Annotated in this window: 31 protein-coding genes; 9 read left to right on the forward strand and 22 right to left on the reverse strand. The window is 63.0% G+C overall.

Going from position 1 to position 24,214, the window contains the following annotated elements; translation table 11 throughout:
* Positions 1–207: 207 nt before the first annotated feature.
* From FJ942_RS06100 to FJ942_RS06110, 3 genes are all read right to left on the reverse strand, one after another.
* Complete coding sequence (locus tag FJ942_RS06100; RefSeq protein ID WP_140897354.1) at positions 208–1,305, reverse strand: class I SAM-dependent methyltransferase; 1,098 nt, start codon at positions 1,303–1,305, stop codon at positions 208–210.
* Complete coding sequence (gene lgt / locus FJ942_RS06105) at positions 1,302–2,162, reverse strand: prolipoprotein diacylglyceryl transferase (RefSeq protein WP_140496012.1); 861 nt, start codon at positions 2,160–2,162, stop codon at positions 1,302–1,304. Before lgt ends, FJ942_RS06100 begins: the two co-directional genes overlap by 4 nt.
* A 131-nt stretch (positions 2,163–2,293) precedes the next feature.
* Positions 2,294–2,533 (reverse strand): BrnA antitoxin family protein, encoded by a 240-nt coding sequence (locus tag FJ942_RS06110; protein WP_031250360.1) that lies wholly within the window; start codon positions 2,531–2,533, stop codon positions 2,294–2,296.
* A 216-nt stretch (positions 2,534–2,749) separates the two neighbouring features.
* Between FJ942_RS06110 and FJ942_RS06115 the strand changes: the two genes are divergently transcribed.
* From FJ942_RS06115 to FJ942_RS06125, 3 genes are all read left to right on the forward strand, one after another.
* Positions 2,750–3,052, forward strand: coding sequence for an accessory factor UbiK family protein (locus FJ942_RS06115; protein WP_140516880.1), 303 nt, complete (start codon positions 2,750–2,752; stop codon positions 3,050–3,052).
* Between the two features lie 316 nt (positions 3,053–3,368).
* The gene (locus FJ942_RS06120) at positions 3,369–3,869 is read left to right on the forward strand and encodes a YbjN domain-containing protein (RefSeq protein ID WP_127855850.1); all 501 of its coding nucleotides are present in this window, start codon (positions 3,369–3,371) and stop codon (positions 3,867–3,869) included.
* A 16-nt stretch (positions 3,870–3,885) separates the two neighbouring features.
* Positions 3,886–4,245 (forward strand): tRNA-binding protein, encoded by a 360-nt coding sequence (locus tag FJ942_RS06125; RefSeq protein ID WP_140496010.1) that lies wholly within the window; start codon positions 3,886–3,888, stop codon positions 4,243–4,245.
* A gap of 13 nt (positions 4,246–4,258) precedes the next feature.
* Here the strand turns inward: FJ942_RS06125 and FJ942_RS06130 are convergent, their stop codons facing one another.
* From FJ942_RS06130 to FJ942_RS06145, 4 genes are all read right to left on the reverse strand, one after another.
* On the reverse strand, positions 4,259–5,281 hold the full coding sequence (locus FJ942_RS06130) for a glycosyltransferase family 1 protein (RefSeq protein ID WP_140897355.1): 1,023 nt from the start codon (positions 5,279–5,281) through the stop codon (positions 4,259–4,261).
* 249 nt (positions 5,282–5,530) lie between these two features.
* Positions 5,531–6,946 (reverse strand): ATP-binding protein, encoded by a 1,416-nt coding sequence (locus FJ942_RS06135; RefSeq protein ID WP_140496008.1) that lies wholly within the window; start codon positions 6,944–6,946, stop codon positions 5,531–5,533.
* Between the two features lie 48 nt (positions 6,947–6,994).
* Positions 6,995–7,714, reverse strand: coding sequence for a response regulator transcription factor (locus FJ942_RS06140; protein WP_140496007.1), 720 nt, complete (start codon positions 7,712–7,714; stop codon positions 6,995–6,997).
* Entirely contained in the window at positions 7,701–8,234 is a 534-nt protein-coding gene (locus FJ942_RS06145) for a MarR family transcriptional regulator (protein ID WP_181165219.1), read from the reverse strand. The genes FJ942_RS06140 and FJ942_RS06145 overlap by 14 nt, the downstream gene beginning before the upstream one ends.
* Before the next feature lie 258 nt (positions 8,235–8,492).
* Between FJ942_RS06145 and FJ942_RS06150 the strand changes: the two genes are divergently transcribed.
* From FJ942_RS06150 to FJ942_RS06160, 3 genes are all read left to right on the forward strand, one after another.
* Positions 8,493–9,386: a branched-chain amino acid aminotransferase gene (locus FJ942_RS06150; protein WP_140496006.1), complete on the forward strand. Its 894-nt coding sequence runs from the start codon at positions 8,493–8,495 to the stop codon at positions 9,384–9,386.
* A gap of 146 nt (positions 9,387–9,532) precedes the next feature.
* Complete coding sequence (locus tag FJ942_RS06155; protein WP_140496005.1) at positions 9,533–9,847, forward strand: hypothetical protein; 315 nt, start codon at positions 9,533–9,535, stop codon at positions 9,845–9,847.
* Between the two features lie 170 nt (positions 9,848–10,017).
* On the forward strand, positions 10,018–10,656 hold the full coding sequence (locus FJ942_RS06160) for an MBL fold metallo-hydrolase (RefSeq protein ID WP_140496004.1): 639 nt from the start codon (positions 10,018–10,020) through the stop codon (positions 10,654–10,656).
* Positions 10,657–10,743: 87 nt separating this feature from the next.
* On the opposite strand, the gene FJ942_RS06165 is transcribed toward FJ942_RS06160, so the two are convergent.
* From FJ942_RS06165 to FJ942_RS06175, 3 genes are all read right to left on the reverse strand, one after another.
* Positions 10,744–11,166: a BA14K family protein gene (locus tag FJ942_RS06165; RefSeq protein WP_140516874.1), complete on the reverse strand. Its 423-nt coding sequence runs from the start codon at positions 11,164–11,166 to the stop codon at positions 10,744–10,746.
* 190 nt (positions 11,167–11,356) lie between these two features.
* Positions 11,357–11,569, reverse strand: a complete 213-nt coding sequence (locus tag FJ942_RS06170) for a cold-shock protein (protein WP_006202521.1) — start codon at positions 11,567–11,569, stop codon at positions 11,357–11,359.
* A gap of 322 nt (positions 11,570–11,891) precedes the next feature.
* Entirely contained in the window at positions 11,892–12,104 is a 213-nt protein-coding gene (locus FJ942_RS06175; protein WP_006202520.1) for a cold-shock protein, read from the reverse strand.
* Positions 12,105–12,685: 581 nt separating this feature from the next.
* Here FJ942_RS06175 and FJ942_RS06180 point away from each other — a divergent pair.
* The gene (locus FJ942_RS06180; RefSeq protein ID WP_140516872.1) at positions 12,686–13,090 is read left to right on the forward strand and encodes a Kazal-type serine protease inhibitor; all 405 of its coding nucleotides are present in this window, start codon (positions 12,686–12,688) and stop codon (positions 13,088–13,090) included.
* Positions 13,091–13,168: 78 nt separating this feature from the next.
* On the opposite strand, the gene FJ942_RS06185 is transcribed toward FJ942_RS06180, so the two are convergent.
* The 5 genes from FJ942_RS06185 to FJ942_RS06200 form a co-directional block, all read right to left on the reverse strand.
* Complete coding sequence (locus tag FJ942_RS06185) at positions 13,169–13,393, reverse strand: hypothetical protein (protein ID WP_140897356.1); 225 nt, start codon at positions 13,391–13,393, stop codon at positions 13,169–13,171.
* Between the two features lie 89 nt (positions 13,394–13,482).
* On the reverse strand, positions 13,483–13,620 hold the full coding sequence (locus tag FJ942_RS28435) for a hypothetical protein (protein ID WP_181165218.1): 138 nt from the start codon (positions 13,618–13,620) through the stop codon (positions 13,483–13,485).
* A 42-nt stretch (positions 13,621–13,662) separates the two neighbouring features.
* Complete coding sequence (locus FJ942_RS06190; RefSeq protein WP_140556070.1) at positions 13,663–13,944, reverse strand: hypothetical protein; 282 nt, start codon at positions 13,942–13,944, stop codon at positions 13,663–13,665.
* Positions 13,941–14,210 carry a hypothetical protein gene (locus FJ942_RS06195; RefSeq protein ID WP_140516870.1) on the reverse strand — a complete coding sequence of 90 codons (270 nt, stop codon included), beginning with the start codon at positions 14,208–14,210 and terminating at the stop codon, positions 13,941–13,943. The genes FJ942_RS06190 and FJ942_RS06195 overlap by 4 nt, the downstream gene beginning before the upstream one ends.
* A gap of 168 nt (positions 14,211–14,378) precedes the next feature.
* On the reverse strand, positions 14,379–14,585 hold the full coding sequence (locus tag FJ942_RS06200; RefSeq protein WP_140495998.1) for a cold-shock protein: 207 nt from the start codon (positions 14,583–14,585) through the stop codon (positions 14,379–14,381).
* Between the two features lie 322 nt (positions 14,586–14,907).
* Between FJ942_RS06200 and FJ942_RS06205 the strand changes: the two genes are divergently transcribed.
* Positions 14,908–15,132 carry a hypothetical protein gene (locus FJ942_RS06205; protein WP_140897357.1) on the forward strand — a complete coding sequence of 75 codons (225 nt, stop codon included), beginning with the start codon at positions 14,908–14,910 and terminating at the stop codon, positions 15,130–15,132.
* Positions 15,133–15,319: 187 nt separating this feature from the next.
* A complete protein-coding gene (locus tag FJ942_RS06210; RefSeq protein ID WP_140897358.1) occupies positions 15,320–16,954 on the forward strand; it encodes a tetratricopeptide repeat-containing sulfotransferase family protein in 1,635 nt (544 codons plus the stop codon).
* Positions 16,955–17,005: 51 nt separating this feature from the next.
* Here FJ942_RS06210 and FJ942_RS06215 read toward each other — a convergent pair whose 3' ends face one another.
* The 7 genes from FJ942_RS06215 to uvrB form a co-directional block, all read right to left on the reverse strand.
* The gene (locus FJ942_RS06215; protein WP_140495995.1) at positions 17,006–17,359 is read right to left on the reverse strand and encodes a DUF1428 domain-containing protein; all 354 of its coding nucleotides are present in this window, start codon (positions 17,357–17,359) and stop codon (positions 17,006–17,008) included.
* Between the two features lie 113 nt (positions 17,360–17,472).
* Entirely contained in the window at positions 17,473–17,898 is a 426-nt protein-coding gene (locus FJ942_RS06220) for a glyoxalase/bleomycin resistance/extradiol dioxygenase family protein (protein ID WP_140495994.1), read from the reverse strand.
* Positions 17,899–18,051: 153 nt separating this feature from the next.
* Positions 18,052–18,234: a hypothetical protein gene (locus FJ942_RS06225; RefSeq protein WP_140495993.1), complete on the reverse strand. Its 183-nt coding sequence runs from the start codon at positions 18,232–18,234 to the stop codon at positions 18,052–18,054.
* Positions 18,235–18,361: 127 nt separating this feature from the next.
* Complete coding sequence (locus FJ942_RS06230) at positions 18,362–18,670, reverse strand: HigA family addiction module antitoxin (RefSeq protein ID WP_140567050.1); 309 nt, start codon at positions 18,668–18,670, stop codon at positions 18,362–18,364.
* Positions 18,671–18,697: 27 nt separating this feature from the next.
* Positions 18,698–18,976, reverse strand: a complete 279-nt coding sequence (locus FJ942_RS06235; protein ID WP_140897359.1) for a type II toxin-antitoxin system RelE/ParE family toxin — start codon at positions 18,974–18,976, stop codon at positions 18,698–18,700.
* Between the two features lie 64 nt (positions 18,977–19,040).
* Complete coding sequence (locus tag FJ942_RS06240; RefSeq protein ID WP_140897360.1) at positions 19,041–20,567, reverse strand: ABC-F family ATP-binding cassette domain-containing protein; 1,527 nt, start codon at positions 20,565–20,567, stop codon at positions 19,041–19,043.
* Between the two features lie 414 nt (positions 20,568–20,981).
* Entirely contained in the window at positions 20,982–24,143 is a 3,162-nt protein-coding gene (gene uvrB / locus FJ942_RS06245; protein WP_140897361.1) for an excinuclease ABC subunit UvrB, read from the reverse strand.
* Positions 24,144–24,214 lie beyond the last annotated feature (71 nt).

The raw sequence follows: 24,214 nt of genomic DNA on the forward strand, positions 1-24,214 counted from the left end.
ATCCGGGGTAACGGTTCCTTCGCCGCTGCGCGGTTGAGGGAGCATTGAACGGAAAAACCCGCCTGTGCGGCGGGTCCCTGGCGCAACTCAGCACCATAACCAAATATTTACCATAGTTGCCTTCACCCCGTCAAGAAAAAATTCCTATCGTGAGTTGCCGGCCATGAAAATATACCGGCACAACGGACTGGCCGTCGTCACGCCTTGTCAATCCGAGCTCGGAGCCTGGGCAAAGGGGCGAACGGCAACGCCGCGCGGCACTATGGCAAGCACCTTGAACAGGTCGCCCATGGCCTGCGGCCCGGCGAGGCGTTCGACATCGCCAGCGATCTTGTCGCGTGCCGCCTGGCTGGCATCGGCGCCAAGCCGGCCGGCGCGCTCCAGAATGCCCAGGCCGAGCAGGAAATCGCCCTGCGTCGACAGATGGGCGTCGAGACCACGCGCGCGCACCACCCCGGCAAGGGCGGCGAAATCGACATGGGAGGTGAGATCGGCTTCGCCGGGATTGGCCAGCACATCTTCGTGATCATGACGGCGCAAGGCCTGCAACGTGTCGCCGACACCCGGCCGCAGGTGGCCATAGTCGACAAACAGGCCGGAGCCGCCATGAGCGGCCATGCGCTCGGCGATGGTCGCCATCAGGGCGCTGCGCGCCGGCGCCACTTCGACGATCGCGCCTTGCGGTGCCTCGCCGGCATCGGCGGGCAGCAGCGTCGGGTCGAGCGAGCCGGCGCCGGCGAAGAAGGTAAGATTGTCAGCGCCGTCGAGACCGACCACGCGCTCGCGCCAGCCGGTGCCGGCGCGGACGAACTGGCGGATGGGGATGGCGTCGAACAATTCGTTGCCGACGATGAGGAGCGGCTGTGGCGGCAGCGTGTCGATGGTCTCGTGCCAGCGAATCGAGAACGGTGTGGCGCCGAGCGTCTGTTTCTGCACTTCGGTCAGGCGAGGGCTGGTCTCGATCATGGCGAAGGCAGCGTCGTTGGCCAGTGCCGGTTCGAGCCGCGACAGGGTGCGCAGCATGTCCTTCATCAGCGTGCCGCGGCCGGGGCCGATCTCGCCGATGGTGACCGGCGTCGGCCGGCCGACCGCTAGCCAGGCCTGGTAGAGCCAGACGGCGACGAGCTCGCCGAACATCTGGCTGATCTCCGGCGCGGTGATAAAATCGCCGGCGGCGCCGAACGGTTCGCGCGTGGTGTAGTAGCCCGCCTCGGGTTCGAACAGGCACAATGCCATGTATTCGTTGACGGGGATCGGCCCCGTCGCCTCGATCAGATCGACGATGCGTGCCTTCAGCCGCGTCATGTCGCCTGCGGCCGTGACTGTGGCACCGGCTTGGCTGTCGTCATCGCCCAAATGCCGGCCAGCACCATCGGCGAGGACAGGATCATACCCATGGTGAGCCAGTTGGTGCCAAGGAGATAGCCGAGCTGCTGGTCGGGCTCGCGGAAGAATTCGACTGCTATGCGCGACAGGCCATAGCCGCAGATGAAGGCGCCGCCGACGAAGCGCGGCGTCTTCAGCTTGAGGCGCGAATGGGTGAGGAAGCGCAGCACGAGAAAGAGCACCAGGCCTTCAAGCAGGGCCTCGTAAAGCTGGCTCGGATGGCGGGTAAACGGCCCGCCATTGGGAAACTCGATCGCCCATGGCACGTCGGTTGGCCGGCCCCAGAGCTCGGAGTTGATGAAGTTGGCGACGCGCACGAGGCCAAGACCGACCGGCACGCCGGCGGCCACGACGTCGAACAGCGACCAGGTGCGGATGCCGCGCTTGATCGAAAACAGCGTCATGGCGAGGATGACTCCGAGCAGGCCGCCATGGAACGACATGCCGCCCTGCCAGACGGCGAAGATGTCGAGCGGATGCGCGATATAGCGCGGCAGGTCATAGAACAGCACGTAGCCGGTGCGCCCGCCCAGCACGACGCCGATGGCCGCCCAGATGATGAAATCATCGAGGTCCTCCGGCTTCATCGGCAGGATGCCGTCGGGCCAGAGTTTCGGATTGGCGGCGAGCCGCTTGGCGTACCACCAGGCGAACAGGATGCCGACGATGTAGCCGACGCCGTACCAGTGCACCGCCAGCGGCCCGATCTGAATCAGCACCGGGTCGATGTTGGGAAAGGGCAACGAGGCCAGCGGCAGCAGGAAATATTCGTTCAACGGGGAGCTCTCGGTTGCGTTTGGCGCGGACCATGCGGCAGGGTTTTGGCGGGGTCAAGGCAAGGTGGTCGGCCTCAAAGATCGGATCGGATCACCGCTTGCAGGCCCATCGCGCCGTGCGGGCGGTGAGCTCAATCCCTTGGCTTGGCGGCCACCAACTGCCGCAACGCGTCGTTGATCCTGTCCTGCCAGCCGGGGCCATCTTCCTGGAAATGATCGAGCACGGCCCGGTCGATCCGGATCGAAACAAGCTCGCGGACGTTCGGCGCGGCCGAAGCTTCGCGAATTGGCGGTGCCGGCTTCTTCACCGGTTTGAAGGCAGCTTCGGCGGCTGCCATCGGATTGGTCGGTCGGCGCGGAGGGGTTGCCATTGGTGACCCTGACTGAAGTGTGCTTGAGGCAATGCGAGACGAGAACACAATAGGCGAGCTGGCGCCCTCAAGTACAGCTCTGGCGCCCGTCTGAGAGCTTCTTACAGGAATGCTACGGCCATGCGCCATAGCAACGCAGACAGCGCGGCAACCCTCAACGTTCTTGCATTCGGCGCGCGGCACTACTAACTCAATTCCAGCAACCGAGGATTTGCCATGTCGACCGGACCGAACCGCATTCTCGATGAATTCGCCAAGCTGATGACCGATGCCGCGGGCGCCGCGCAGGGCGTGCGGCGTGAGGTGGAGACCGCCTTCAAGGGACAGGCCGAACGCATCCTGAATTCGATGGACGTGGTGCAGCGCGAGGAATTCGAGGCCGCGCGCGAAATGGCCGCCAAGGCCAGGGAAGAGAATGCTCGCCTTGTCGACCGCATCGAGGCGCTCGAGGCCAGGCTTGCCGAACTGACCGGGCAGGCCACACCTGCGGCTTCCGCAAAGCCCAGGCCGAAAAAATAATTCGTTAAACTTTTCCACAAAGCACCAGCCTGAAAAGCGCTTTGCCGTGAATCGCTTACCGGCATTGCGTGACTCTGTGTGACAGCGCCTTTCCACATGCGAATGACGCAGCGCGAAAAATTGGGCTGTTCACGCGACTCCCGATCAATAGACTGAATTTGTTGCATGATTCGGAGCAGGGTCATGCGCCGGGCGGTGGGGTCCGGTCTGGGGTCTTTGCGTCGAGAAGTCCTGGCCGTCCGAGTTCTAGATCAGATTGTTCGTCGTGTGTGCCCCGCGGAGCGTGTGGCGCTCCCCTGAACACAGGAAGCATTCCATGGAACTTCTCGAACTCGAATTCTCCCGCGAAATCCATCCGGTGGATGTCATTGAGCAGGTGGCCCACAACAATGACTGGTCCTTCGAACGGGCCGGCGACGACGAAATCTCGATCTCGGTCGCCGGAAGCTGGACCGACTATCACGTCTCCTTCTCGTGGATGGAGGATTTCGAGGCGCTGCATCTGGCCTGTGCCTTCGACATCAAGGTGCCGGAGGCGCGCGCGCTGGAAGTGATGCGGCTGTTGTCGCTGATCAACGAACAGATGCTGTTCGGCCATTTCGACCTGTGGGAGCAGGAAGGCGCGATCATGTTCCGCCAGTCGCTGCTTCTGGCGGGCGGGGTCGAGCCTTCGAGCCAGCAGGTGGAGGTGCTGCTGTCGTCGGCGCTGGAGGCCTGCGAATGCTACTTCCAGGCGTTCCAGTTCGTCGTCTGGTCCGGCACATCGGCCAAGGACGCGCTGGCCGGGGTGCTGTTCGAGACTTTCGGCAACGCCTGACCAAGATGTTTTCGACATGAGTTCAAGCAGCGAGCGCAAGCCCGAGATCAGTTTCGCCGATTTCGATCGTGTCGACATCCGTGCCGGCACGATCATCGAGGCCGAACCGTTTCCGCAGGCGCGCAAGCCGGCGTTCAAGCTCAAGATCGATTTCGGCCCCGAGATCGGGGTGAAGAAATCGTCGGCGCAGATCACCAAATATTATACGCCCGAGACGCTGATCGGCCGGCAGGTGTTCGCGGTGGTCAATTTTCCGCCGCGCCAGATCGGGCCATTCATGTCGGAAGTGCTGACGCTCGGCTTTCCCGACGAGGAGGGCGCCGTGGTGCTCGGCGCCATCGAGCGCAAGGTGCCGGACGGCGGGCGGCTGTTTTAGCCGAGAGGGAGCGTCAGGCGGCCAGCTTCCGCGTCGTGCCCAGCGCCTCCTGGACCGTATCGAGAAACATTTCCGCACAGGCTTTCCAGCTGTAGCGCATGGCGCGTTCTCGCGCCTGGGCGCGGTCGACATCGAGGGCGGCGAGCGATGCCGCGCGCAGGTCGCTGGAGACCGCGCCGCCGAAGCCGTCGCCGACGATGTCGATCGGTCCCGTGACCGGAAAGGCAGCGACCGGCGTGCCGCTGGCCAGCGCTTCGATGATGACGTTGCCGAAAGTGTCGGTGCGGCTCGGAAAGACGAAGACGTCGGCCGAGGCGTAGATTTCGGCCAGTTCGTCGTTGGGGCGGTGGCCAAGGAAATGCGCGGCGGGGTAGCGCCCCTTGAGTTTCGCCAGTTCCGGGCCCTCGCCGACAATCACCTTGCTGCCGGGCAGGTCGAGATCGAGGAAGGCGGAGAGGTTCTTCTCGATGGCGACGCGGCCGACACAGAGGAACAACGGGCCGGGGAAGCCGAGATTTTTCCTCTTGTCAGGCCGGAAATGATCGGTATCGACGCCGCGCGTCCATGGCCTCAGCTTGTTGAAACCGCGCGCTGCAAGATCATCCGCCAGCGACTGCGTCGCGACCAGCGTGCCTTGGCCGGAATTGTGGAAATCGCGCAGCCAGCGATAGGCCCAGCTTTCCGGCACCGGCAGCCGGGCGCTGAGATATTCGGGAAAGCGTGTGTGGTAGCTGGTGGTAAACGGCCGGCCGGCATTGCGGCAGTAGCGCCGCGCCATGATGCCGAGCGGACCTTCGGTGACGATGTGGATGTGGTCTGCCTTGCAGGCCTCGATCAGGCGCGCGACGTGACCTGGCGTGGTCAGCGCCAGGCGGATATCGGGATAGGTCGGCAAGGGCAAAGTGTGAAAGATGTTGGGCGTCAGGAAATCCACCGCGACATCGAACGATTTCAGCGTTTCGGTGAGCCGCTCCAGCGTGTGGACGACGCCGTTGACCTGCGGGCGCCAGGCGTCGGTGACCATCAATATGCGCATGGCGGGCCTTTGCTCGAAAGGTCGGCGGTTGCCTCGGTACGATGCCGGGACGGCGACCAGCCTGCGGCTCTCGCTTCGCTCCAGCGTACCCGGGCGGGCACGGGATCGAAGTGAGGCGGCGGGCTCGAATCAAGTGAGGTCGCGCGCTTCATGCGCGCTCTTCAGCATGGTTTCATGACGGGCCAATGAAATCGGCCGAGCATGACCTCGTCCGGAAACGGTTTCCGCTTCCCGCGATCAAAATCCCTGTCAGGCCGGAACCTTGATCACGGCGCGCAAGCCGCCGAGCGGGCTGACATCGAGCGTGATGTCGCCGCCATGGCTGCGGGCGATGTCGCGGGCGATCGACAGGCCGAGGCCAGTGCCGCTGGCATCGAGATTGCGGGCCTCGTCGAGCCGCATGAAGGGTTTGAACACCTCTTCGCGCTTTTCGGCCGGAATGCCCGGACCGTCATCGTCGATGGTGACCACAAGCGAGCCGCGGCCATGATTGGCGGCCACCTCCACCGTCTTGGCGTAGCGGAAGGCGTTGCCGATGACATTCGACATCAGCCTGGCGAAGGCGTTCGGCCGCACATGCACGGTCGGATCGCCGGAAAGCGTCGTCGACAATTTGCATTTGCGCAACCGAGCTTCCTCGCTCAGCTTCTGGAAATAGGCTTCGAGATCGAAGCGCCCGGTGTCTTCCGAGGCCTCGCCGCGGGCGAAGGCAAGATAGCCTTCGAGCATCGACTGCATGTCGTCGATGTCCTGGTTGAGCGCGGCCTTCGTCTCGGCCTTGCCGCCCGCCAGCGCCAGCTGCAGCTTGAAGCGGGTGAGGATGGTTCTGAGGTCATGGCTGACGCCGGTGAGCATGGCGGTGCGCTGTTCGATCTGGCGCTCGATGCGCTCGCGCATCTGGATGAAGGCAAAGCCGGCGCGGCGGACCTCCTCCGCGCCGCGCGGGCGGAAATCACGCGGCATCGGCCGCCCCTTGCCGAAGCTTTCGGCGGCTTCGGCCAGCGTCAGGATCGGCCGGATCTGGTTGCGCAGGAAGGGAATGGCGATCATCAGCAGCACCAGCGAGGTACCGACCATCCAGATCAGGAAGATGTGCGTGTTCGAAGCATAGGCCTGGCTGCGGCGCACGAAGACGCGCAACACCTTGCCTTCGAGCTGGACGCGGACCTCGATGATGTTGGAGTTGCCGACCGTATCAATCCAGAACGGCCGGTTGATCTGGCGGGTGATCTCGGCGGAGAGAACGTCGTCGAGGATGGAGAAGAACGGCTTTGGCCCAGGCGGCGGCAGCGGGTCGGGCGGCAGGAGGTCGACCTTCAACTGCATACGGTCCTGGGCGATGCGGATGATGTTGGCGTAGTCGGCGTCGTGCGGATAGGTCTCGATCAGGTCGATGATGGCGGCGATGTCGCGCACGGTCGCCTGCGACAGGCGCTGCGTCACGGTCGCCCAATGCCGCTCCATGAAGACGAAGGCGACCACCGATTGCAGCAGGATCATCGGCGCGATGACGATGATCAGCGAGCGCGCGTAGAGGCGCTTGGGCATGTAGAGCGAAACGAGGCGCCAGAACCGGTTCCAGACGCGCGGACCCCTCTTGAGCAGCCGTGTGGAGCGGGTGCTCAAGCCGTCAGATTCCGGCTGTTCCAGTTCCGTGGTCGCCATTCACCTTTCGCTCGCTCCGTGGCCGTCAGGCAGGCCGAAGGCGGTAGTCTATTCGACGCTGAGCCGATACCCAATACCGCGGACCGTCTGCAGCCAGACCGGATTGGAGGGATCGCGCTCGATCTTGCGGCGCAGCCGATTGATCTGGACGTCGATGGTGCGTTCGCCGACATCCGATTCGTCGCCGACCAGTTCGTGGCGTGGAATGGTTTCGCCGGCGCGCGCGGCGAATATCGCCAGGATCTCCTGCTCGCGATCGGTCAGCTTCAGCGCCTCGCCGCCACGCTTCAATTCGCGCCTGGCGATCTGGAATGTGTAGGGACCGAAGACGAGCTGCTCCACCTTGGGCGTGGTCGCAGGGCCGCCGCGGCGCAGGATGTTGTTGATGCGCAGGATCAATTCGCGCGGATCGAAAGGCTTTGGCAGGTAATCGTCGGCGCCGGCCTCCAGGCCGGTGATGCGGCTATCGGTCTCCGATAGCGCCGTCAGCATCAGGATCGGCACGTTCTTCTCGGCCCGCAGCGCCTTGGTCAGATCGACGCCGTTTTCGCCGGGCATCATCACGTCCAGCACAAGAAGATCGAAGTCGAGACCGGCGAGCTTGCGCCGGGCTTCGCCCGAATTGCCGGCGACGGTGACGCGAAAACCGTTTTCGGTCAGATATTGCTTGAGCAGGTTGCGGATGCGGGTGTCGTCATCGACCACAAGCAAATGCGGCGCATCGTCGTCCGGTGCGGCCGCGTGATCAGCGCGTTCAGTGCTCTCCATGGCTTTTCCCTGACATTTTTGCGGACCCAACGTCGATCTGGGCTCTCAGTTCCGGATTGACCATTGCTTCGAGGAAGCGTTCCACCTGGGTCCGTTCGGCGGCTCCGGAATCTTCCAATGCAGCATGGATGCGGCGCGACTGTGGCCGTGCCAGCGCCAGCGCCAGCGCGCGGCCCTTGGCGGTCGGATACAGTTCGCGCTGGCGACGATCGCGCGGCCCTTGCAACTGCACGACATGGTCGGTGTCGATCAGCTGCTTCAGCACGCGCGCCAGGCTCTGCTTGGTGATCTTCAAGACATCGAGCAGTTCGGCGACCGTCAGGCCCGGCCTGCGGTTGACGAAATGCAGCACCCTGTGGTGGGCGCGGCCGAAGCCATAGTCGGCCAGGATCTGATCGGGATCCGAGGTGAAATCGCGATAGGCGAAGAAAAACAGCTCGATGAGGGCGAAATCAATGCCATCCTCGATTGACATCGCGGTCCTGATCGGTGTCCCGGCTGCTCGGCTTCGATCCGTCATCTTTTCTCCATGGGCAGGGAAGATTATGTCAGTACTATTGACGTAATTTCTCTGCAATGGTAATTTTTGACAAGGTTTTGGGCGGATTGCGAACGAAAAGGCAAGACAGGCCGGGTTTTCCGGAACTTCCTGAGTTTGCCAGAGCACGATTATCCGCCTACCTTTCCAGACAGCGGCAGGCGCCCCAACCAGTTGGCGCGGCCGACAAGAGCACGCAACGAACAACGATATGCGGGCTGCCGCCCGCGGGAGGTTACCATGGCATCCGTTCCCTTTGATCAACTGGACGGCTTCATCTGGATGAATGGCGAGTTCGTGCAATGGGGCGAGGCCAAGATCCATGTGCTGACCCACGGCCTGCACTATGCCAGCGCGGTGTTCGAGGGCGAGCGCGCCTATGGCGGCGAGATCTTCAAGCTCAACGAGCATACCGAGCGCCTGCATGAATCGGCGCGGCTGCTCGGCTTCAAGATCCCCTATTCGGTGGCCGAGCTCAACGACGCCTCCAGCACCCTGCTGAAGAAGCAGGGCTTCAAGGATGCCTATGTCAGGCCGATCGCCTGGCGCGGCAGCGAGCAGATGGGCGTTTCGGCGCAGAACAACCGCATCAATTGCGCCATCGCCATCTGGCAGTGGCCTAGCTACTTCGATCCGGCGCAGAAGCTGAAAGGCATACGTCTCGATATGGCTGAGTGGCGCCGGCCCGACCCGCGCACGGCGCCGTCCAAATCGAAGGCTGCAGGCCTCTATATGATCTGCACCATGTCCAAGCACGCCGCCGAGGCCAAGGGCTATGCCGACGCCATGATGCTCGACTGGCGCGGCCAGGTCGCGGAAGCCACCGGCGCCAACATCTTCTTCGTCAAGGACGGCAGGATCCACACGCCAAAGCCGGACTGCTTCCTCGACGGCATCACCCGCCGCACGGTCATCGGCCTCGCCAAGGACCGCGGCCTGGAGGTGGTGGAGCGCGCCATCATGCCGGAAGAACTCGAGGGCTTCGAGCAGTGCTTCCTGACTGGAACGGCAGCGGAAGTGACCCCGGTTTCGGAGATCGGGCCGTACCGATTCGAGGTCGGCGAGATCGCCAAGACTCTGATGAATGACTATTCTGCGGCCGTTCAGCCGAAGCACGCGATCGCCGCAGAATAACGAAAGTCACAGCTTTTCACGCAAGCAGGGGCGGTTTTCGGGCCGCCCCTTTTATTTCAGCGTTTCTGCATTTGACTTTCGCCGAATTCAGCGTCTCCATGATGGTGTCGGCCCGGGAGGCTGGCAGCTATGGAGGGACTGGTAAGATGGACATGAATACGCTTCTTCCGATCATCGTTCAGATCATTACAGGCATCATCGGTGGTCAGGCGGTCGGCGCGGCGATCAAGACGGCGGCGCTGGGGCAGCTTCCCAAGATCCTGGGCGGCGCCATTGGCGGCGTCGGCGGCGCGGCGATCCTCGGCAGCCTGCTCGGCGGCACAGTCGATCCGGCAGCGGCTGCGGCAGCGACGAGTGGTCTGGGCAGCGCGCTCAACCTGCAGAACATCGTCGGCGGCGCCGGCGGCGGCGCGATCCTGACCGGCATTATCGGCGCGGTCATGGGCGCCATGAAGAAGTAAGCCTGCGATCTCGGGCTGGCCAAATGGGCGGCTTCGGCCGCCCATTTCTGTTTCCAGAGCGCGCCGCATGAATGCGTTTCGACGCGACGCGCTTTGGAACGACCGATCCCAAGGGTGGACGCCCTTCGCTCGCGCCTCTACATCACGGCGTGAACATCGAAAGGACGATCATGGGTCAGCTCAATGCCGGCATCGTGCCGGTCACGCCTTTCCAGCAGAATTGCACGATCCTGTTCGACATGGACGACAAGCACGGTGTCGTCGTCGATCCGGGCGGCGATATCGACAAGGTGCTGGCGGCGCTGAAGGACAATGCGATATCGGCCGGCGCGATCTGGATCACGCATGGTCATATCGACCATGCCGGCGGCGCGATGGAGTTGAAGGAAGCGCTCGGTGTCGAGATCATCGGCCCGCACGAGGCCGACAGGATGTTGCTCGACAATCTTGAGAACCAGGGCGAGCGCTATGGCATTGCCGGCGTGCGCAACTGCGTGCCCGACCGGTTTCTCACCGAAGGCGAGACGGTCTCGTTCGGCTCGCATCTCTTCGAGGTGCTGCATTGCCCCGGCCACGCGCCCGGCCATGTCGTCTATTACAACCGCGCGGCCAAATTCGCCCATGTCGGGGACGTGCTGTTTCGCGGCTCGATCGGGCGCACCGACCTGCCGGGCGGCGATCATGCGGCACTCATCGCCTCGATCAAGGACAAGCTTTTGCCGCTCGGCGACGACATCGGCTTCATCTGCGGCCACGGTCCGGGCGGGCGTTTCGGCGAGGAGCGGCGGAGCAATCCGTTTTTGACGTGAAGCGCGTCGCGCCGAAGCCGGTGCCGGCTTGACAAAAAAGCGCCGGCCTTGCGGTCAGCGCTTTTGTTGAGGCAGGGAAGCCCTTGATCAGTTAGCGGTGCAGAAATGCTGCTCGCCGTCATTGCCGGTGAAGGTGCCGGTGCGGGCGTTGAAGGTGCGGTACCGGTCGGAGCAATAGTCGTACCAGCCGCGCGTCCACGGTTCGGCATAGCGGTCGGCGTAGACCACTTGCGGTTCGGCATAGTAGCGGCGGACCGGCGCCGGGCGAATCCGCACATCGCGATCGTAATAGCCATCATCGTAGTAGTCGCGGGGCGGCGGCTGCTGGTTGGCCAACGCACCGCCGATCAGCGCGCCGGCCGCGAGGCCGAGGACGCCGGCGGCAATGGCATCGCCATGGTCATGATGGTGGCGGTGACGCCAATCGCCCGCATTGGCCGCGGGCAAGGCCGCGAACGTGGTGGCAACCACTGCGGCGGACAGCACGGCTGTCTTGAAAATTCGGTTCATGTCGATCTCCTTCGTGCCGGCCCGTAAGAATTCCGGGGATGCGGTCCGGCTTTACGAAAGATTAATATGAGACCGTGGCTGAACGGGGGCTGAACGAATTTTTGCCTGACCGGAGGGCACGGGCATCAACTATCGAACGCTCCAGGGAGCGAAGCTGTCCTGCCAGAACAGCCGCCGTTCCGGAGCAGGCTCAGCCGATCGACAGGTTGACGGCCTTGGGACCCTTGCCGCGCTTGTCAGGCTCGGTGTCGAATGTCACTTTCTGCCCATCCTCAAGACCGGGAAGACCCGACGCCTGCACGGCCGAAATATGAACGAAGACATCCTTCGCGCCATCATCCGGTGTGATGAAGCCGAACCCTTTGGCATGGTTGAAGAATTTGACGGTGCCGGTCTGCGGCATGGGAAGCTCCTTTGATCCCATAAACTCCAGTCTCGGGCCGGCAAATGCCCGAATGGAAATTTGTCCTTTATTTTAGCGTCATCGGCAAGAGAAAGTTTTGCGGGCACTTAAAGCGCGTCGCGCTTTAAGTTTTCATTATGATGCATGTCGTTGACCCGACACCGGATCCACTTTGGGGCGACAGCATTTTTGCTGCGCTGCGACATGAAAAAGGCGCGACGAAAATCGCCGCGCCTTCAAAATTCGTTTGCCTCTTCCGAAGTCATTCAAGCTTCGGAGCCTCAGTCGCACGGCCAGGAAGGGCGTGCTGCTGGCCGATGGCTCAGGCGGCGCGGAGGTTGACGGCCTTGGGGCCTTTGCCCATCCGATCCGGCTCGACGTCGAAGGTGACCTTCTGGCCGTCGACGAGCGTGCGCAGGCCCGAGGCCTCGATCGCGGAAATGTGGACGAATACGTCCTTGGCGCCACCGTCGGGCGTGATGAAACCGAAGCCTTTGGTCGCGTTGAAGAATTTAACGGTGCCGGTCTGGGCCATTGGGGAAACTCCTTCACCCGTTCAGTCTTGATGGTCCTGCCCGCCACCTCGCGTCGAGGGCAGTTCCCGGTGGTAGCTTTCGGCAGTCATGCATTGGCGCATGGTCAAACCCCCCGCCGAAAAACGGGGCCGTCAGAGATTCACAGTATCGGGGAAAGGTCGTCCAAAACGTTCCGCTCTCCGGGTCGCAAATGCCCGAACACGGAATTTATCGCACGGAAAAGTGAAGGTTGCAAGATAGCGCCGCGGGCCGCCCCCGATGGGCGCGTCCCGACGCATGAATCGACCAATCCGAGCATCGACGCGCCGCAAATAGGCCTCGTTGCCTGAGGGGTCATCGGCCACAGCCCCGTCACGCATGGGCCAGCGGCGGCGACGGCTGGCGGTGCGAGGCGCCGGGATAATCCAGGCGACGTTCTTTTTAGCAGCCGGCTGCAAACGAGGGTTGCAATCGGCGATGGAATGCGGAGGATCGCAACAGCGCGACTGGTTTGAGCCTTTGCTTCGTGAATATCATTGTCCCGAACAGCTGCGTATTTGGAGCGGCACGCAGCGAGGCGAGGATCGAGGGAGAGACGATCATGAGGTTTCTTGCGGCAATCTTCTCGCGACAGGGTTTTGTCGTCCTGTTCCTGTCGGCTGTTCTTGCCGCCTGTACAGTGGTCGTCGACGACGGCCCGGGACCGCGGCCACGGCCGCCGCGGCCGGGACCGCAATTCTGCACCAAACAGTACGAGCCCGTCTGCGCCCGGCGCGGTGGCGACCGCCAGACCTTCGCCAATGCCTGTCTTGCCGACCGGGCGGGTTATCGCATCGTGCGCGACGGTCCCTGCCGTGACGGCGGCGAGGGTGGCGGCGAGCAGACTTTCTGCACCCGCGAATACGCGCCGGTCTGCGCCCGGCGCGGCGGAGAGTTGCGAACCTTCCCCAACGCCTGCGAGGCACGCGCCGCCGACTACCGCATCGTTGGCGGGGGCCGCTGCTGAAAGGCCGGGTGTTCGTCTTTTCCGCACCTTGGGAAAACGCGGATGCCGTCTAAAACAAATTTCGGGGACGTGTGACGGTCACAACGCGGATGGATAGGCGCCGTCGGCCGGCCCGGAGTAAAGCTTGCTGCCGTGCTCATCGCAGATGCGCACGCGGTCGGGGATTTGCGGCATTGCGAGCGTATGGAAGAGCGCGGTGGCGCCCTGCCAGGCTGCGCGCAGGGTAGGGGCTTCCAGCGACACCTTGTCGAGCGTCGCTTCCTCGGCTTCGCGCGATCGGTAAAACTCGATGACGAAATTCAAGGACGCCTCCATGATGCGTTGTTCCGCCAGGGAGATTCTCCGGCAGGAGATTCTGCGGCAGGGATGGGCGCGGAAGAAGTCGTCCGCGATCAGCTCTTCGATTTAGGCTTCAGGCCGCTCTCGGCCTGCTTGACCGACGAGCCGAACGGGGAGGCGGGCTTGGCCACCACCTTGTCCTTCTTGGGCTTTCGTGTTTCGCGGTTGCTGCGCTGTTGACCCTTGGCCATCTTGTCTGCTCCTCGTGCTGGTGGTCTGGCGGCGCGGGGGTCTCAGACCGCCGGATTGTTGCCAACAGTCGGATTGTCACCAATCGGATTGTCGGCTGGTTCGAGATTGTCTTCCGTGGTGACCCGCTCGTGGGTCTCCTGCTCGCTGCGGATGCGGTACTGCGGGGAGCCGTCCTTGACCGGCAGCCTGCTCTTGATCTCGAACAGCTCCGCAGTCTTGTTGAGGAGCCCTGTGCGGCTCTTCATGCGCACGGTCTGGCCGACGGCGAAGAGATGCGAGGGCGTGTCGGTGCGCGGACGCGCATTCTGCTGGAAACGGATCATGCTGCATTCTCCCTGTCGCGCTTCAGCGCTGTTTCGAGGTCCAGGTAATCGATGGCGACGAGTTGACTGGTGGTCGGGTTTTTCACCGCCCTTGCCGGCAAATGGATGAAGGTGGCGACGCGGCGCCAGGCAAGCCGCGACATGCCCTCGATCAGCTCTTCGTCGTGATCGATGTCGTAGTCGCCCGCCGGCAGTTGCCCTTCCAGCCCGCCGAGTACGAAAGGAGCCATGAAATGTGCGACGGAATGGGTCGTGCGGTCCGGCATTGTCCTGCCTTGATGTTTTAAGCCCTGTGGCGACATGCGAGGCGGAGAGCCTCAAAGCAAAAAAGCGGGGACGAGCCCCGCTTTCCTATTTCCGGCAATCGCTGGAAATAAGCCATTTTCGAGAGCTGCCAGTACATCCGTGGTCAGCGGTCATCGAATTCGGCCGGATCAGATCAGTTGCAAATTGGCGGCCGACTCGCGGCCCTTGGCATCACGCTCCAACTCGAATTGCAGCTTCTGGCCTTCGGCGAGGCCAGGAAAGCCCGCGCGTTCCAATGCGCTGACGTGGACGAAAACGTCCTTGCCGCCGTCGGTTGGTTGAATGAAGCCAAAACCCTTCTGGCCATTGTAGAATTTCACGGTTCCGGTGTTCATGGGTATCTTTCGAAGAATGAGAACGGTCGCGGAGCAAATGCGCCGCGCTGCCGATATCGATGATTTGGAGTGAGATTGGCGGGTCGAGAACCTCTGACGCCGCGAAATGCCAATTCTGGCCCAAACGCTCGTATATATGTAGCTCGACTTTGCATGGTTTTCAAGAAGATTTGGAAAAATAAGTAGCCAAAGGAAAAAGATTGCTGCGTTTTTTTGAAAAACTCTGCTATGGTTTGATGATATTTTCCAAAAATTCTCAAAAAATCATTTTGGGGTCCACTCCCGAAATTTGCGTTTTATTTCTCCAAAAAGGACAAAAACCATGGTTTCTGCGAGAAGCTCAAAAGGCAATACCACAGCGATCAACCCGCCCATCAGGCCGGCCACCGCATATGCCGTCGCCATCGGGCGTACCGGCAAACCTATGATCGTCAAGTCGGCGCGGCTGACCGTCAGGAGCGACGAGGCTGAAAGGCGGACGATCGCCGATACTGACGGAACGGTTCGGCGCGCCAGGCAGACGGCCGAGACCAACCGGCTGATTTGATCTTGTCCGCGCCGATGGCAAGCGCAAGAAATCAAGCAAAGCCTTGAACCCGCCGCGCCAATGGCCTAGATCGCGGCAGGCGGACAAACACGGCAGGTTTCCCATTAACAGAGATCAGAGACGAGCGGCGGGTGCTGGCGCCAACTCCGGCTCGGGCGGACAGCCGCCGTCGAGTCTCGACCAGCATGTGCAGAGGGCGCTGCAACTGCATCAGGCGGGGCGGCGGCAAGAGGCCGAGGCGCTCTATCGGCAAGTGCTGACGCACAAGGTCAACCATGCGGCGGCTGCGCATTTTCTCGGTCTTTTGCTGCACCAGACCGGGCGCAGCGCCGAGGGGCTCGGTCTCCTCGAGCAATCGGTGCGCTTGCAGCCGAAGAATCCGGATTTCCTCAACAACCTCGGCACGGTGATGCGCGATCTCGGCCGTGTCGCGGCGGCCGCCGACTTCTTCCGCGGCGCGGTGGCGCTGCGGCCGGACCAGCTCGCGGCGCGCGACAATCTCGGCTCGTCACTGAAACAGCTTGGGCAGTTCGAGGGCGCCGAGGAGATCTATCGCGGCACGGTCGCGCGCAATCCCTTCCATTTCCGCGCCCGCATCGGGCTTGCCGAAACCTTGCAGGAAGCGGGGCGCCTGGACGAGGCGCTGGCCGTCTTTCGCGAGGCGCTGTCGATCCGTCCGAAGGACGCCGAACTGCTGCACGGGCTGGGCGTCGGGTTGATGGAAAAAGGCGAGCTCGACGAGGCGGCCGACCTGTTCCGGCAGGCGCTGGCGGCCGATCCCGGCATGGCGCGCGCCTGGCTGATGCTGACGCAGGTCAAGCGTCAGAAGGAGCGCGATGCCGAATTGACCGGGATGGAGGCCCAGCACGCCAAGGCGCTGCCGGACAGCCTGGCGCGCATGCAGCTTGCCTTCGGCCTCGGCAAGGTCAACGACGATCTGAAGGATTATAACAGAGCCTTCGACTATTTCGCCGAAGGCAATGCCATCCGCCGCAAGGGCATCGACTACGACGCGGAAAAGACACGCGCCGAATTCGAGGCTATGAAAACGGTGTTCGACAGGGATTTCTTCCAGAAGCACAGGCCGAGCCCGATCTCCGACGACACGCCGATCTTCGTCGTCGGCATGCCTCGTTCCGGCACGACGCTGGTCGAGCAGATCATCGCCAGCCATCCGCAGGTCTACGGGGCCGGCGAGCTCGGTATCCTGAAGACGGCGGTCGGCAGGCAGTTCCCGGCGACCATGCCCGGCGGCTTCCCCTGGGGCGTTTCGGATGCGCCCGATACGGATTTTGCCGAGGCGGGACGCGCCTATCTCGACATGCTGCATGCCCGCTATCCGCACATGCGCCACGTCACCGACAAGATGCCGGGCAACTTCCTGCTTGTCGGCTTCATCCACATGATAATGCCAAAGGCCAGGATCATCCATTGCGCCCGCGATGCGGCGGCAACCTGCCTTTCGATCTACAAGGTGCATTTCCGCGGCGACAGCCACCGCTACGGCTATGATCTGGGCGAACTCGCCGATTTCCACAATCTCTACACGGACATCATGGCGCATTGGCACAAGGTGCTGCCTGGCGTCGTGCACGATGTGCGCTACGAGGATTTCGTCGCCGACCAGGAAGGCCAGAGCCGGGCGCTGATCAACTATCTCGGGCTGCCATGGGACGATGCCGTGCTGTCGTTCCACCAGACCGACCGGCCGGTGCGCACGGCTTCCGCCGCGCAGGTGCGCCAGCCGATGTATCAAGGCTCGGTCGACCTGTGGAAGCGCTACGGCGACAGGCTGAAGCCTCTGCTGGACAGACTGGCTTAATGCGGCTCGGCATTTCCGGCGGAGCGCTCCCGCTCCGCCCAAGTGCGTTGCCTACAATTCCATGAACGTCTGGAATCCGCCGAAGATCATGCGCTTGCCGTCGAACGGCATTGTCGACATATCCGGCTGCAATCGTGGATCGGCCATCACCTTGGCCATGACCGCGTCGCGGTCCTGCCTGGATTTGTAGACGATCCAGGAAAAGATGACGACTTCGTCGTCCTTGGCCTGCACGGCGCGTGGAAACGACGTGACCTCGCCATAAGGCACATCGTCGCCGACGCACTCGACATAGGCGAGCGCGCCGTGTTCCTTCCAGACGGCGCCGGCGGTGTTGGCCAGCTTCTTGTAATCGTCGAGTTTTGCCTTTGGCACGGCAAGCACGAAACCGTCGACATAGGACATGGCAATCTCCTTGTTTGCTGCATCCGGCGCCGGGCCGGCAGGGATGCGACCCGGGGCAGGTGGGCGCGCACTTCTCGCCGAGAGTGCTGACGCCCGCTATCGAATTGCGACGGTTATTGCTCCACTGGAGCGTTCATCGCCCATGCGACTCCGAAAGGGTCCTTCACCTGGCCCCAGCGGTCGCCCCAGAACATCACCTGCAGCGGCGTCACGATCTCGCAGCCGGCGTCGACCGCGCGCTGCCACCAGCCGTCGATCTCGTCGCTGCCGAGATGAAGCTGGAGCGTATAGCCCTGCGGCGCCTGGTGCGGGTGGCCGTGCTCGGGATAGGCGTCACCCAACATCAGCGTCGAGCCGTTGATGTGGAGGTGGACATGCATCGTGCGGCCTTTTTCGTCCGCGGGGTAGGCAAAGACCTGTTCGGCGCCGAACGCCTTCTGGTAGAATTCGGCAGCCTTGAAGGCGCCGTCCACCTGCAGATAGGGGGTCAATCCGCCGAGCACTTTCGCCTTGGGCTGAACAGGGGTCTGGTCGGTCATTGCGTGTTCCTCTTCACGTTTGATTTGGCCTTGCGGACATAGGACGCGTGAGGTGACGGCGGTCCTACATGGGCTTGAAATTTTTCTCGTGGGCCGGGCCCGGACTGGCCGGGCGACCGGCGAACTCCAGCAATAGACGCATGGCTCGGCCGTTCATATGACCCTGGCCGGGACGGCGGCTGAGCGGCGGCTGTTCTGCGCGTCGAAGAGTTCTGGAAAGCCGATGTCCTTGCGCAGTTCGACGGGCAGCGAAAGCAGGATGCGCTCGCTGCGATGGCGGGCACGCGCCGCCGCATATCGGGTTGCGATGCGGCCGATGGAGGAAAGGACGGACATGATGCATTCTCCCTGGGTTGGCGCCGGCATCATCGTGTCGGCATCCCAAGGACGAGGCAGGTTCAGGCGATCCGACAGGTCGTCGATTTTTCTCGCAGCGTTTAATTTCTCATTCGAGCGCCACCGCCTACGCGACCTTGAGCGTCGGAATAGCCGAAACATCCACCTCACGTTCGGCATGCCAGGCATCGAAAGCTGCCTGCATGCGAAGCCAGATCGCGGCCCCGTCGCCGAACAGCTTCCCAAGGCGGGCGGCTACAGCCGGTGAAACCGGCTTCTTTTCGCGGATGATGTCATAGAGCTGCTGCCGGGAGATGCCGAGCAGGTTTGCAATTTCCACCTTGGTCTTTCCAGTTGCCGGGATAATGTCCTCAAGCAGCGCTCCCGGGTGGGAGGGACAGCGCTCGATAGGACGCGTCGGCTCGTGCACGCTCATAGGTCGAACTTCTCCAATCTGGCCGCCTCAGTGGTATTGCTCGAAATCGACGCGGGCGGCGTCTTTGCCGTCGAATTCAAACGTGATGCACCACGGGCCGTTGACGTGGACCGTGTAACGGATGGGATCGAAGCCTCTCAGCGCATGGAAGGCAAAGCCAGGAAGGTTCATCTCCTCGGGCTTTTCTGAAGCTTCCAGGCGGTCAAGCCGGACAAGAACGCGCTTGTGCATCTTGGCGTCGATCTTGCCGGTTTTCCCGGCTTGAAAGAGCTCTGACAGGGCCTTGTTCCTGAAAGACTTGATCATGACGTATGTAAACAGATCGCTTACAAGATTCAAGGACCTGTAAGCGGATAACTTACAATCCGATCTATCCCGCCCCTTCAGCCACTGAGCGGAAGAACTCCTCGGGATCGTCGACTTCGGTCAGCCGCCGCCTCTCGATCAGCCAGAAGCGGTTGCCGATGGCACGGATGAAGGAGCGATCGTGCGAGGCGAGCACGCAACTTGCCTGGTGCTTGAGCAATTCCTCCTCCAGCGCTTCCTGGCCGTCGATGTCGAGATGGTTGGTCGGCTCGTCGAGCAGGTAGAAGTTGGGGTTGGCGAGCCTGAGCGCCAGCATCATCAGCCGAGCTTTCTGCCCGCCGGACAAGACGCCGATCTTTCTCTCCTGCATCTCGATGCCGACGCCGGCGCCAGCGAGCAGCGAGCGGGCGCGCTGTTCGCCGACATCGTAACGGCGCGACACCATGGCCAGTGGCGTATCGTCGCCGCCGATGCCGGACAGCGCCTGGTCGCTGTGGCCGAGCACCGTCGACGGCGTCACCTTCACGTTCTGAACCGTGTCGGGTTCGATAATGGCGTTGCGGATCAGCGTGACGAAGCGCGACTTGCCAACGCCGTTGCGGCCAAGCAGCACGATGCGGTCGCCCTGGCAGATGTGGCGCTTGCCGGTCCTGAACAAGAGCGTGCCGTCAGGCGTTTCCACCGCCGCGTCGTCGAGCGTGATCAGCACCTTGGCGTGCGTGCCGCGATTGGCCAGCCGGATCGCCCCCGCCGATTTCTCGTGATGCGCCGGGGCCGCCGCGTCCTCAAGTCGCTCCGCGCGCTGCTTGAGCTGCTTGGTCTTGACCGTGAGAAGGTCGCTGCCCGAATTGATGCCGATATTGTTGAGCTTGGCGGCCTGGCGTCGCAAGTGCTGCGCCACCTTCATGTCGCGCTGGAATTTTCGCTCGGTCGAGGCATCGACCTCATCGAGGGCCTGCCGGGCGCGGGAGTAGGGAAGGGAAAACACCGGCGACTGGTCCGGGCGCAGGAACAACGTGCGGTTGGTGGCGGCGTCGAGAAAGGCGCGGTCGTGGCTGGCGATCACCACCGGCACCTCTCGCGGTAGCGCGTTCAGCCAAGTTTCGAGCTGGCTGATGCGGGCAAGGTCGAGATGGTTAGTCGGTTCGTCGAGCAGCAGCATGTCGGGATCGGTGACCCAGACACGCGCGATCAGTGCCAGCCTCTGCCAGCCGCCGCTCAGCGCCTGCATCTCTCGCTCGCGCATCGCCTCAGGAACGTCGAGCGAATCCAGCACCACATTGACACGCCATAGTTCGCTTTCGGCTTGCTCGGGCGGCAAAGCGTCAGCCACCACCTGATGAAAGCTGCGGCCAAGCAGGGCAGCAGGAACGGACTGCTCGACATGGCCGACGCGCAAGCCGCGCGTGCGGGTAATGTCGCCGGAGGTCGGCTCCATCTCGCCGGCCAGGCATTTGAGCAAGGTCGACTTGCCGCGACCGTTGGCGGCAACGATGCCGAGCCGGTCGCCGCTGCCGATGGTGAGGTCGAGATTGGAAAAGAGCGGCGCACTCATCGTGACGCCGAGGGATTTGAGGCTGATCAGGGCCATGTCGATTTCTCTGGTCTATCCGGAAAGTCCGGCTCAATGCACTTTGTCAGTGCGCAAGCGGCCATCAGGCTCGGCAATGCGCACCACGAAGGGCAGACCAAAAAATCGAAGCGGGAAAAACCCGGACCGTCCCTGGTCAGCCCTGCAAGCAAGCTCGCAGGGCGGAAATCGGGCCACGCTGACGATGGTGATCGATAAACACGCAGCCCTCCTTTCAAGACGTTTGGGTGTGGGGACTGAGTACACCAAAGGTCATGCGCTGGGCAAGAGGAGGGTAGTGTCGAGCGGGGCGCTGAAGCTGCCAATCTCCCCACTCGTGGGAGATGTCCGGTCCACCCTCCGCAGCTGCAGCGCAGCTGCTGCGGAGGACGGGCAGGACAGAGGGGGCGCCGTCCCGCCGGCCTTTCGAACGAACTACTTTCCGGGCCGTCCTGTCTTCGCGGGCCGGCGCTTTTCGCGGCGGGCGTCGCCGGGGTCTTCATAAGAACCAATGCCGGCGCGTTGGCGCACGACGGGTTTGTCCTCGCGTTCCTTCGCGCCCCCGTCTGTCCTGCCGGCCCCAACAACGGGAGAGATCGGCTGAGGCTTCGCCGGCACTTTTCCCTCGACCGGTTTCTCGGTGCGGCGCACGGTCATCTCGTCGAGAGAGTTTTTCTTGAACAGCGGTTTGGTCGGCTCGCCGGGAATGCCGAAATCCGAGCCGTGTGCTTCGGACGCCGATTGTTTCTTGAACAGCGAGCGCGACACCGCACCGGCCGGCGTCGGCATGTCGGTGCCGGGACCCATATCGTCGATCGACGGTTTGGCGAACAGCGGCTTCTTCACCGGCACCGCGCCATCGGCACCCATCTCGTCGAGATCGGGCTTGCGGAAGAGGTTGGGCCGGGCAGCCTTGGCTGCCTCTTCGGCGGCGCGTGCTTCGTCGAGCCTGCGGAAACGCTCCTGTTCCTCCGATGTACGATGCCTGGCCACGCCCTTGTTGTGCTTGCCTTTTTCGCGGCCCGAGACCGGGCTTTCCATATCGGCGTATTTGGCCAGCGGATCGTCGGAGATCGACATCTCCATCTCACGCAGCCGCTTGATCTCGTCGCGAATGCGGGCCGCCTTCTCGAAATCGAGGTTGGCGGCGGCGTCGCGCATCTGCTTCTCCAGCGCGTCCAGATGGGCCTTGAGGTTGTTGCCCATCATGGCGCCGGCGCTGTCGGTGAACTGCGAGATATCGGCGCGGACATGGTCCTTCTCGTAGACCGAATCCAGAATGTCGGAGATGCGCGACTTGACCGATTCCGGCGTGATGCCGTTGGCGGCATTCCACTCCATCTGCTTTTCGCGGCGGCGGTTGGTTTCGGCCATGGCGCGTTCCATCGAGCCGGTGACCTGGTCGGCATAGAGAATGACCTTGCCGTCGACATTGCGGGCGGCGCGGCCGATGGTCTGGATCAGCGACGTCTCCGAGCGCAAAAAACCTTCCTTGTCGGCGTCGAGTATGGCGACGAAGCCACATTCGGGAATGTCGAGGCCTTCGCGCAAAAGGTTGATGCCGACCAGCACGTCGAAGGCGCCGAGGCGCAAATCGCGCAGGATTTCGATACGCTCCAGCGTGTCGATGTCGGAGTGCATGTAGCGCACGCGCACGCCTTGCTCGTGCAGATATTCGGTGAGGTCCTCGGCCATGCGCTTGGTCAGCACGGTGACCAGCGTGCGGTAGCCGGCCTTGGTCGTCTCCCGGATCTCCCCGACGACGTCGTCGACCTGGGTCTTGGCCGGGCGCACCTCGACCGGCGGGTCGATCAGGCCGGTCGGTCGGATGACCTGCTCGGCGAACACGCCGCCGGACTGCTCCATCTCCCAGCCGCCGGGGGTTGCCGAGACAGCGACCGAGAGCGGGCGCATGGCGTCCCATTCCTCGAAGCGCAGCGGCCGGTTGTCCATGCAGGAAGGCAGGCGGAAGCCGTATTCGGCAAGCGTCGCCTTGCGCCTGAAGTCGCCGCGATACATGCCGCCGATCTGCGGCACGGTGACGTGGCTTTCGTCGATGAAGACCAGCGCGTTGTCGGGAATATATTCGAACAGGGTCGGCGGCGGATCGCCCGGCTGGCGGCCGGTGAGATAGCGCGAATAGTTCTCGATACCGGCGCAGGAGCCGGTGGCTTCCAGCATTTCCAGGTCGAAGCGGGTGCGCTGTTCCAGACGCTGCGCCTCCAGCAGGCGGCCGGCGCGCTCGAGCTCGACCAGACGGTGCTTGAGCTCTTCCTTGATCGACTTGATGGCCTGGTTCAGCGTCGGGCGCGGCGTCACATAATGCGAATTGGCGTAGATCTTGACGCTTTTCAGCTCGCCCGTCTTCTGGCCGGTCAGCGGGTCGAATTCGGTGATCGCCTCGATTTCGTCGCCGAACATGGAGATGCGCCAGGCGCGATCCTCAAGGTGGGCCGGGAAGATCTCGATCGTGTCGCCGCGCACGCGGAACGAGCCGCGCACGAAATTGATGTCCTGGCGCTTGTATTGCTGGGCGACGAGGTCGGCGAGCAGAGCGCGCTGGTCGAGCCGGTCGCCGATCTGCATCTGGAAGGTCATAGCCGTATAGGTCTCGACCGAGCCGATACCGTAGATGCAGGAGACCGAAGCGACGATGATGACGTCGTCGCGTTCGAGCAGCGAGCGCGTCGCCGAGTGGCGCATGCGGTCGATCTGCTCGTTGATGGAGGATTCCTTCTCGATGAAGGTGTCGGTGCGCGGAACGTAGGCTTCCGGCTGGTAATAGTCGTAGTAGGAGACGAAATACTCCACCGCATTGTCCGGGAAGAATTTCTTGAACTCGGAATAAAGCTGCGCCGCCAGCGTCTTGTTCGGCGCCAGGATCAAGGCGGGACGCTGCGTCTCCTCGATCACCTTGGCCATGGTGAAGGTCTTGCCCGAGCCGGTGACGCCGAGCAGCACCTGCGTGCGGTCGTTGTTTTGGACGCCCTCGACCAAGTCCTTGATGGCGGTCGGCTGGTCGCCGGCCGGCTCGAAATCCGACACCATCTTGATGATGATCCCGCCCTCGGACTTTTCCGGCCGGGCAGGCCGGTGCGGCGTCCACAGCACGCCGTCCTTGTGCAGCGGATTGCCGGATTCAATCAATGCCGAGAGAGCCGCCACCGTCGCGGTGACGCCGCTCGACGTCATCGTCTCGGCTTCCTCGAGCGAGACGTCGAGGCCGGCGACGGGATTGAGGCCGGCCGCCGCGCGCTCGCGGGCTGTCGCCGCGCCGCCCATCGAGGTGCCACGCGCCGTGCGCCCGGGCGCCGCGGAGCGCTCGGGGATCTTCTTCGACGGCTTCGGCGACTTGCCGCCGTCCTTGCCGGCCTGGCGCCCTTCGCGTTCGGCTTCCTGCTCGATCTGCTCGGCCCAGTCCGCGACCGAACCGGTGAGCGGTGTGCCGGACAGTTCGGGCTGCGGCATCTCGGCGAAGCCGCCTTTGTGCAGCGGTTCCGAGGCGTCGAGGAAATCGGTCAGCGGGCTGCGCCGCTTAGGCGCGGCGCGGTCGTCATTCGCCGTCGACGGCGTTCTCTTTTCGGTGGATTTGGCCATGGCCGGAATATGGGAGGTCTTGGCGAAAATGGAAAGAGCGCGATCAGCCGAGGCGCACCACCAGATGCGGC

Origin of the sequence: Mesorhizobium sp. B2-4-2 (genome assembly GCF_006442845.1) — a bacterium.
Lineage (GTDB): Bacteria > Pseudomonadota > Alphaproteobacteria > Rhizobiales > Rhizobiaceae > Mesorhizobium.

Coding starts and splice junctions, on each gene's coding strand:
- FJ942_RS06100 (WP_140897354.1), bottom strand. CDS start 1,305: ATGACGCGGCTGAAGGCACGCATCGTCGATCTGATCGAGGCGACGGGG.
- FJ942_RS06110 (WP_031250360.1), bottom strand. CDS start 2,533: ATGGCAACCCCTCCGCGCCGACCGACCAATCCGATGGCAGCCGCCGAA.
- FJ942_RS06115 (WP_140516880.1), top strand. CDS start 2,750: ATGTCGACCGGACCGAACCGCATTCTCGATGAATTCGCCAAGCTGATG.
- FJ942_RS06120 (WP_127855850.1), top strand. CDS start 3,369: ATGGAACTTCTCGAACTCGAATTCTCCCGCGAAATCCATCCGGTGGAT.
- FJ942_RS06125 (WP_140496010.1), top strand. CDS start 3,886: ATGAGTTCAAGCAGCGAGCGCAAGCCCGAGATCAGTTTCGCCGATTTC.
- FJ942_RS06130 (WP_140897355.1), bottom strand. CDS start 5,281: ATGCGCATATTGATGGTCACCGACGCCTGGCGCCCGCAGGTCAACGGC.
- FJ942_RS06135 (WP_140496008.1), bottom strand. CDS start 6,946: ATGGCGACCACGGAACTGGAACAGCCGGAATCTGACGGCTTGAGCACC.
- FJ942_RS06140 (WP_140496007.1), bottom strand. CDS start 7,714: ATGGAGAGCACTGAACGCGCTGATCACGCGGCCGCACCGGACGACGAT.
- FJ942_RS06145 (WP_181165219.1), bottom strand. CDS start 8,234: ATGACGGATCGAAGCCGAGCAGCCGGGACACCGATCAGGACCGCGATG.
- FJ942_RS06150 (WP_140496006.1), top strand. CDS start 8,493: ATGGCATCCGTTCCCTTTGATCAACTGGACGGCTTCATCTGGATGAAT.
- FJ942_RS06155 (WP_140496005.1), top strand. CDS start 9,533: ATGGACATGAATACGCTTCTTCCGATCATCGTTCAGATCATTACAGGC.
- FJ942_RS06160 (WP_140496004.1), top strand. CDS start 10,018: ATGGGTCAGCTCAATGCCGGCATCGTGCCGGTCACGCCTTTCCAGCAG.
- FJ942_RS06165 (WP_140516874.1), bottom strand. CDS start 11,166: ATGAACCGAATTTTCAAGACAGCCGTGCTGTCCGCCGCAGTGGTTGCC.
- FJ942_RS06170 (WP_006202521.1), bottom strand. CDS start 11,569: ATGCCGCAGACCGGCACCGTCAAATTCTTCAACCATGCCAAAGGGTTC.
- FJ942_RS06175 (WP_006202520.1), bottom strand. CDS start 12,104: ATGGCCCAGACCGGCACCGTTAAATTCTTCAACGCGACCAAAGGCTTC.
- FJ942_RS06180 (WP_140516872.1), top strand. CDS start 12,686: ATGAGGTTTCTTGCGGCAATCTTCTCGCGACAGGGTTTTGTCGTCCTG.
- FJ942_RS28435 (WP_181165218.1), bottom strand. CDS start 13,620: ATGGCCAAGGGTCAACAGCGCAGCAACCGCGAAACACGAAAGCCCAAG.
- FJ942_RS06190 (WP_140556070.1), bottom strand. CDS start 13,944: ATGATCCGTTTCCAGCAGAATGCGCGTCCGCGCACCGACACGCCCTCG.
- FJ942_RS06195 (WP_140516870.1), bottom strand. CDS start 14,210: ATGCCGGACCGCACGACCCATTCCGTCGCACATTTCATGGCTCCTTTC.
- FJ942_RS06200 (WP_140495998.1), bottom strand. CDS start 14,585: ATGAACACCGGAACCGTGAAATTCTACAATGGCCAGAAGGGTTTTGGC.
- FJ942_RS06205 (WP_140897357.1), top strand. CDS start 14,908: ATGGTTTCTGCGAGAAGCTCAAAAGGCAATACCACAGCGATCAACCCG.
- FJ942_RS06215 (WP_140495995.1), bottom strand. CDS start 17,359: ATGTCCTATGTCGACGGTTTCGTGCTTGCCGTGCCAAAGGCAAAACTC.
- FJ942_RS06220 (WP_140495994.1), bottom strand. CDS start 17,898: ATGACCGACCAGACCCCTGTTCAGCCCAAGGCGAAAGTGCTCGGCGGA.
- FJ942_RS06225 (WP_140495993.1), bottom strand. CDS start 18,234: ATGTCCGTCCTTTCCTCCATCGGCCGCATCGCAACCCGATATGCGGCG.
- FJ942_RS06230 (WP_140567050.1), bottom strand. CDS start 18,670: ATGAGCGTGCACGAGCCGACGCGTCCTATCGAGCGCTGTCCCTCCCAC.
- FJ942_RS06235 (WP_140897359.1), bottom strand. CDS start 18,976: ATGATCAAGTCTTTCAGGAACAAGGCCCTGTCAGAGCTCTTTCAAGCC.
- FJ942_RS06240 (WP_140897360.1), bottom strand. CDS start 20,567: ATGGCCCTGATCAGCCTCAAATCCCTCGGCGTCACGATGAGTGCGCCG.
- uvrB (WP_140897361.1), bottom strand. CDS start 24,143: ATGGCCAAATCCACCGAAAAGAGAACGCCGTCGACGGCGAATGACGAC.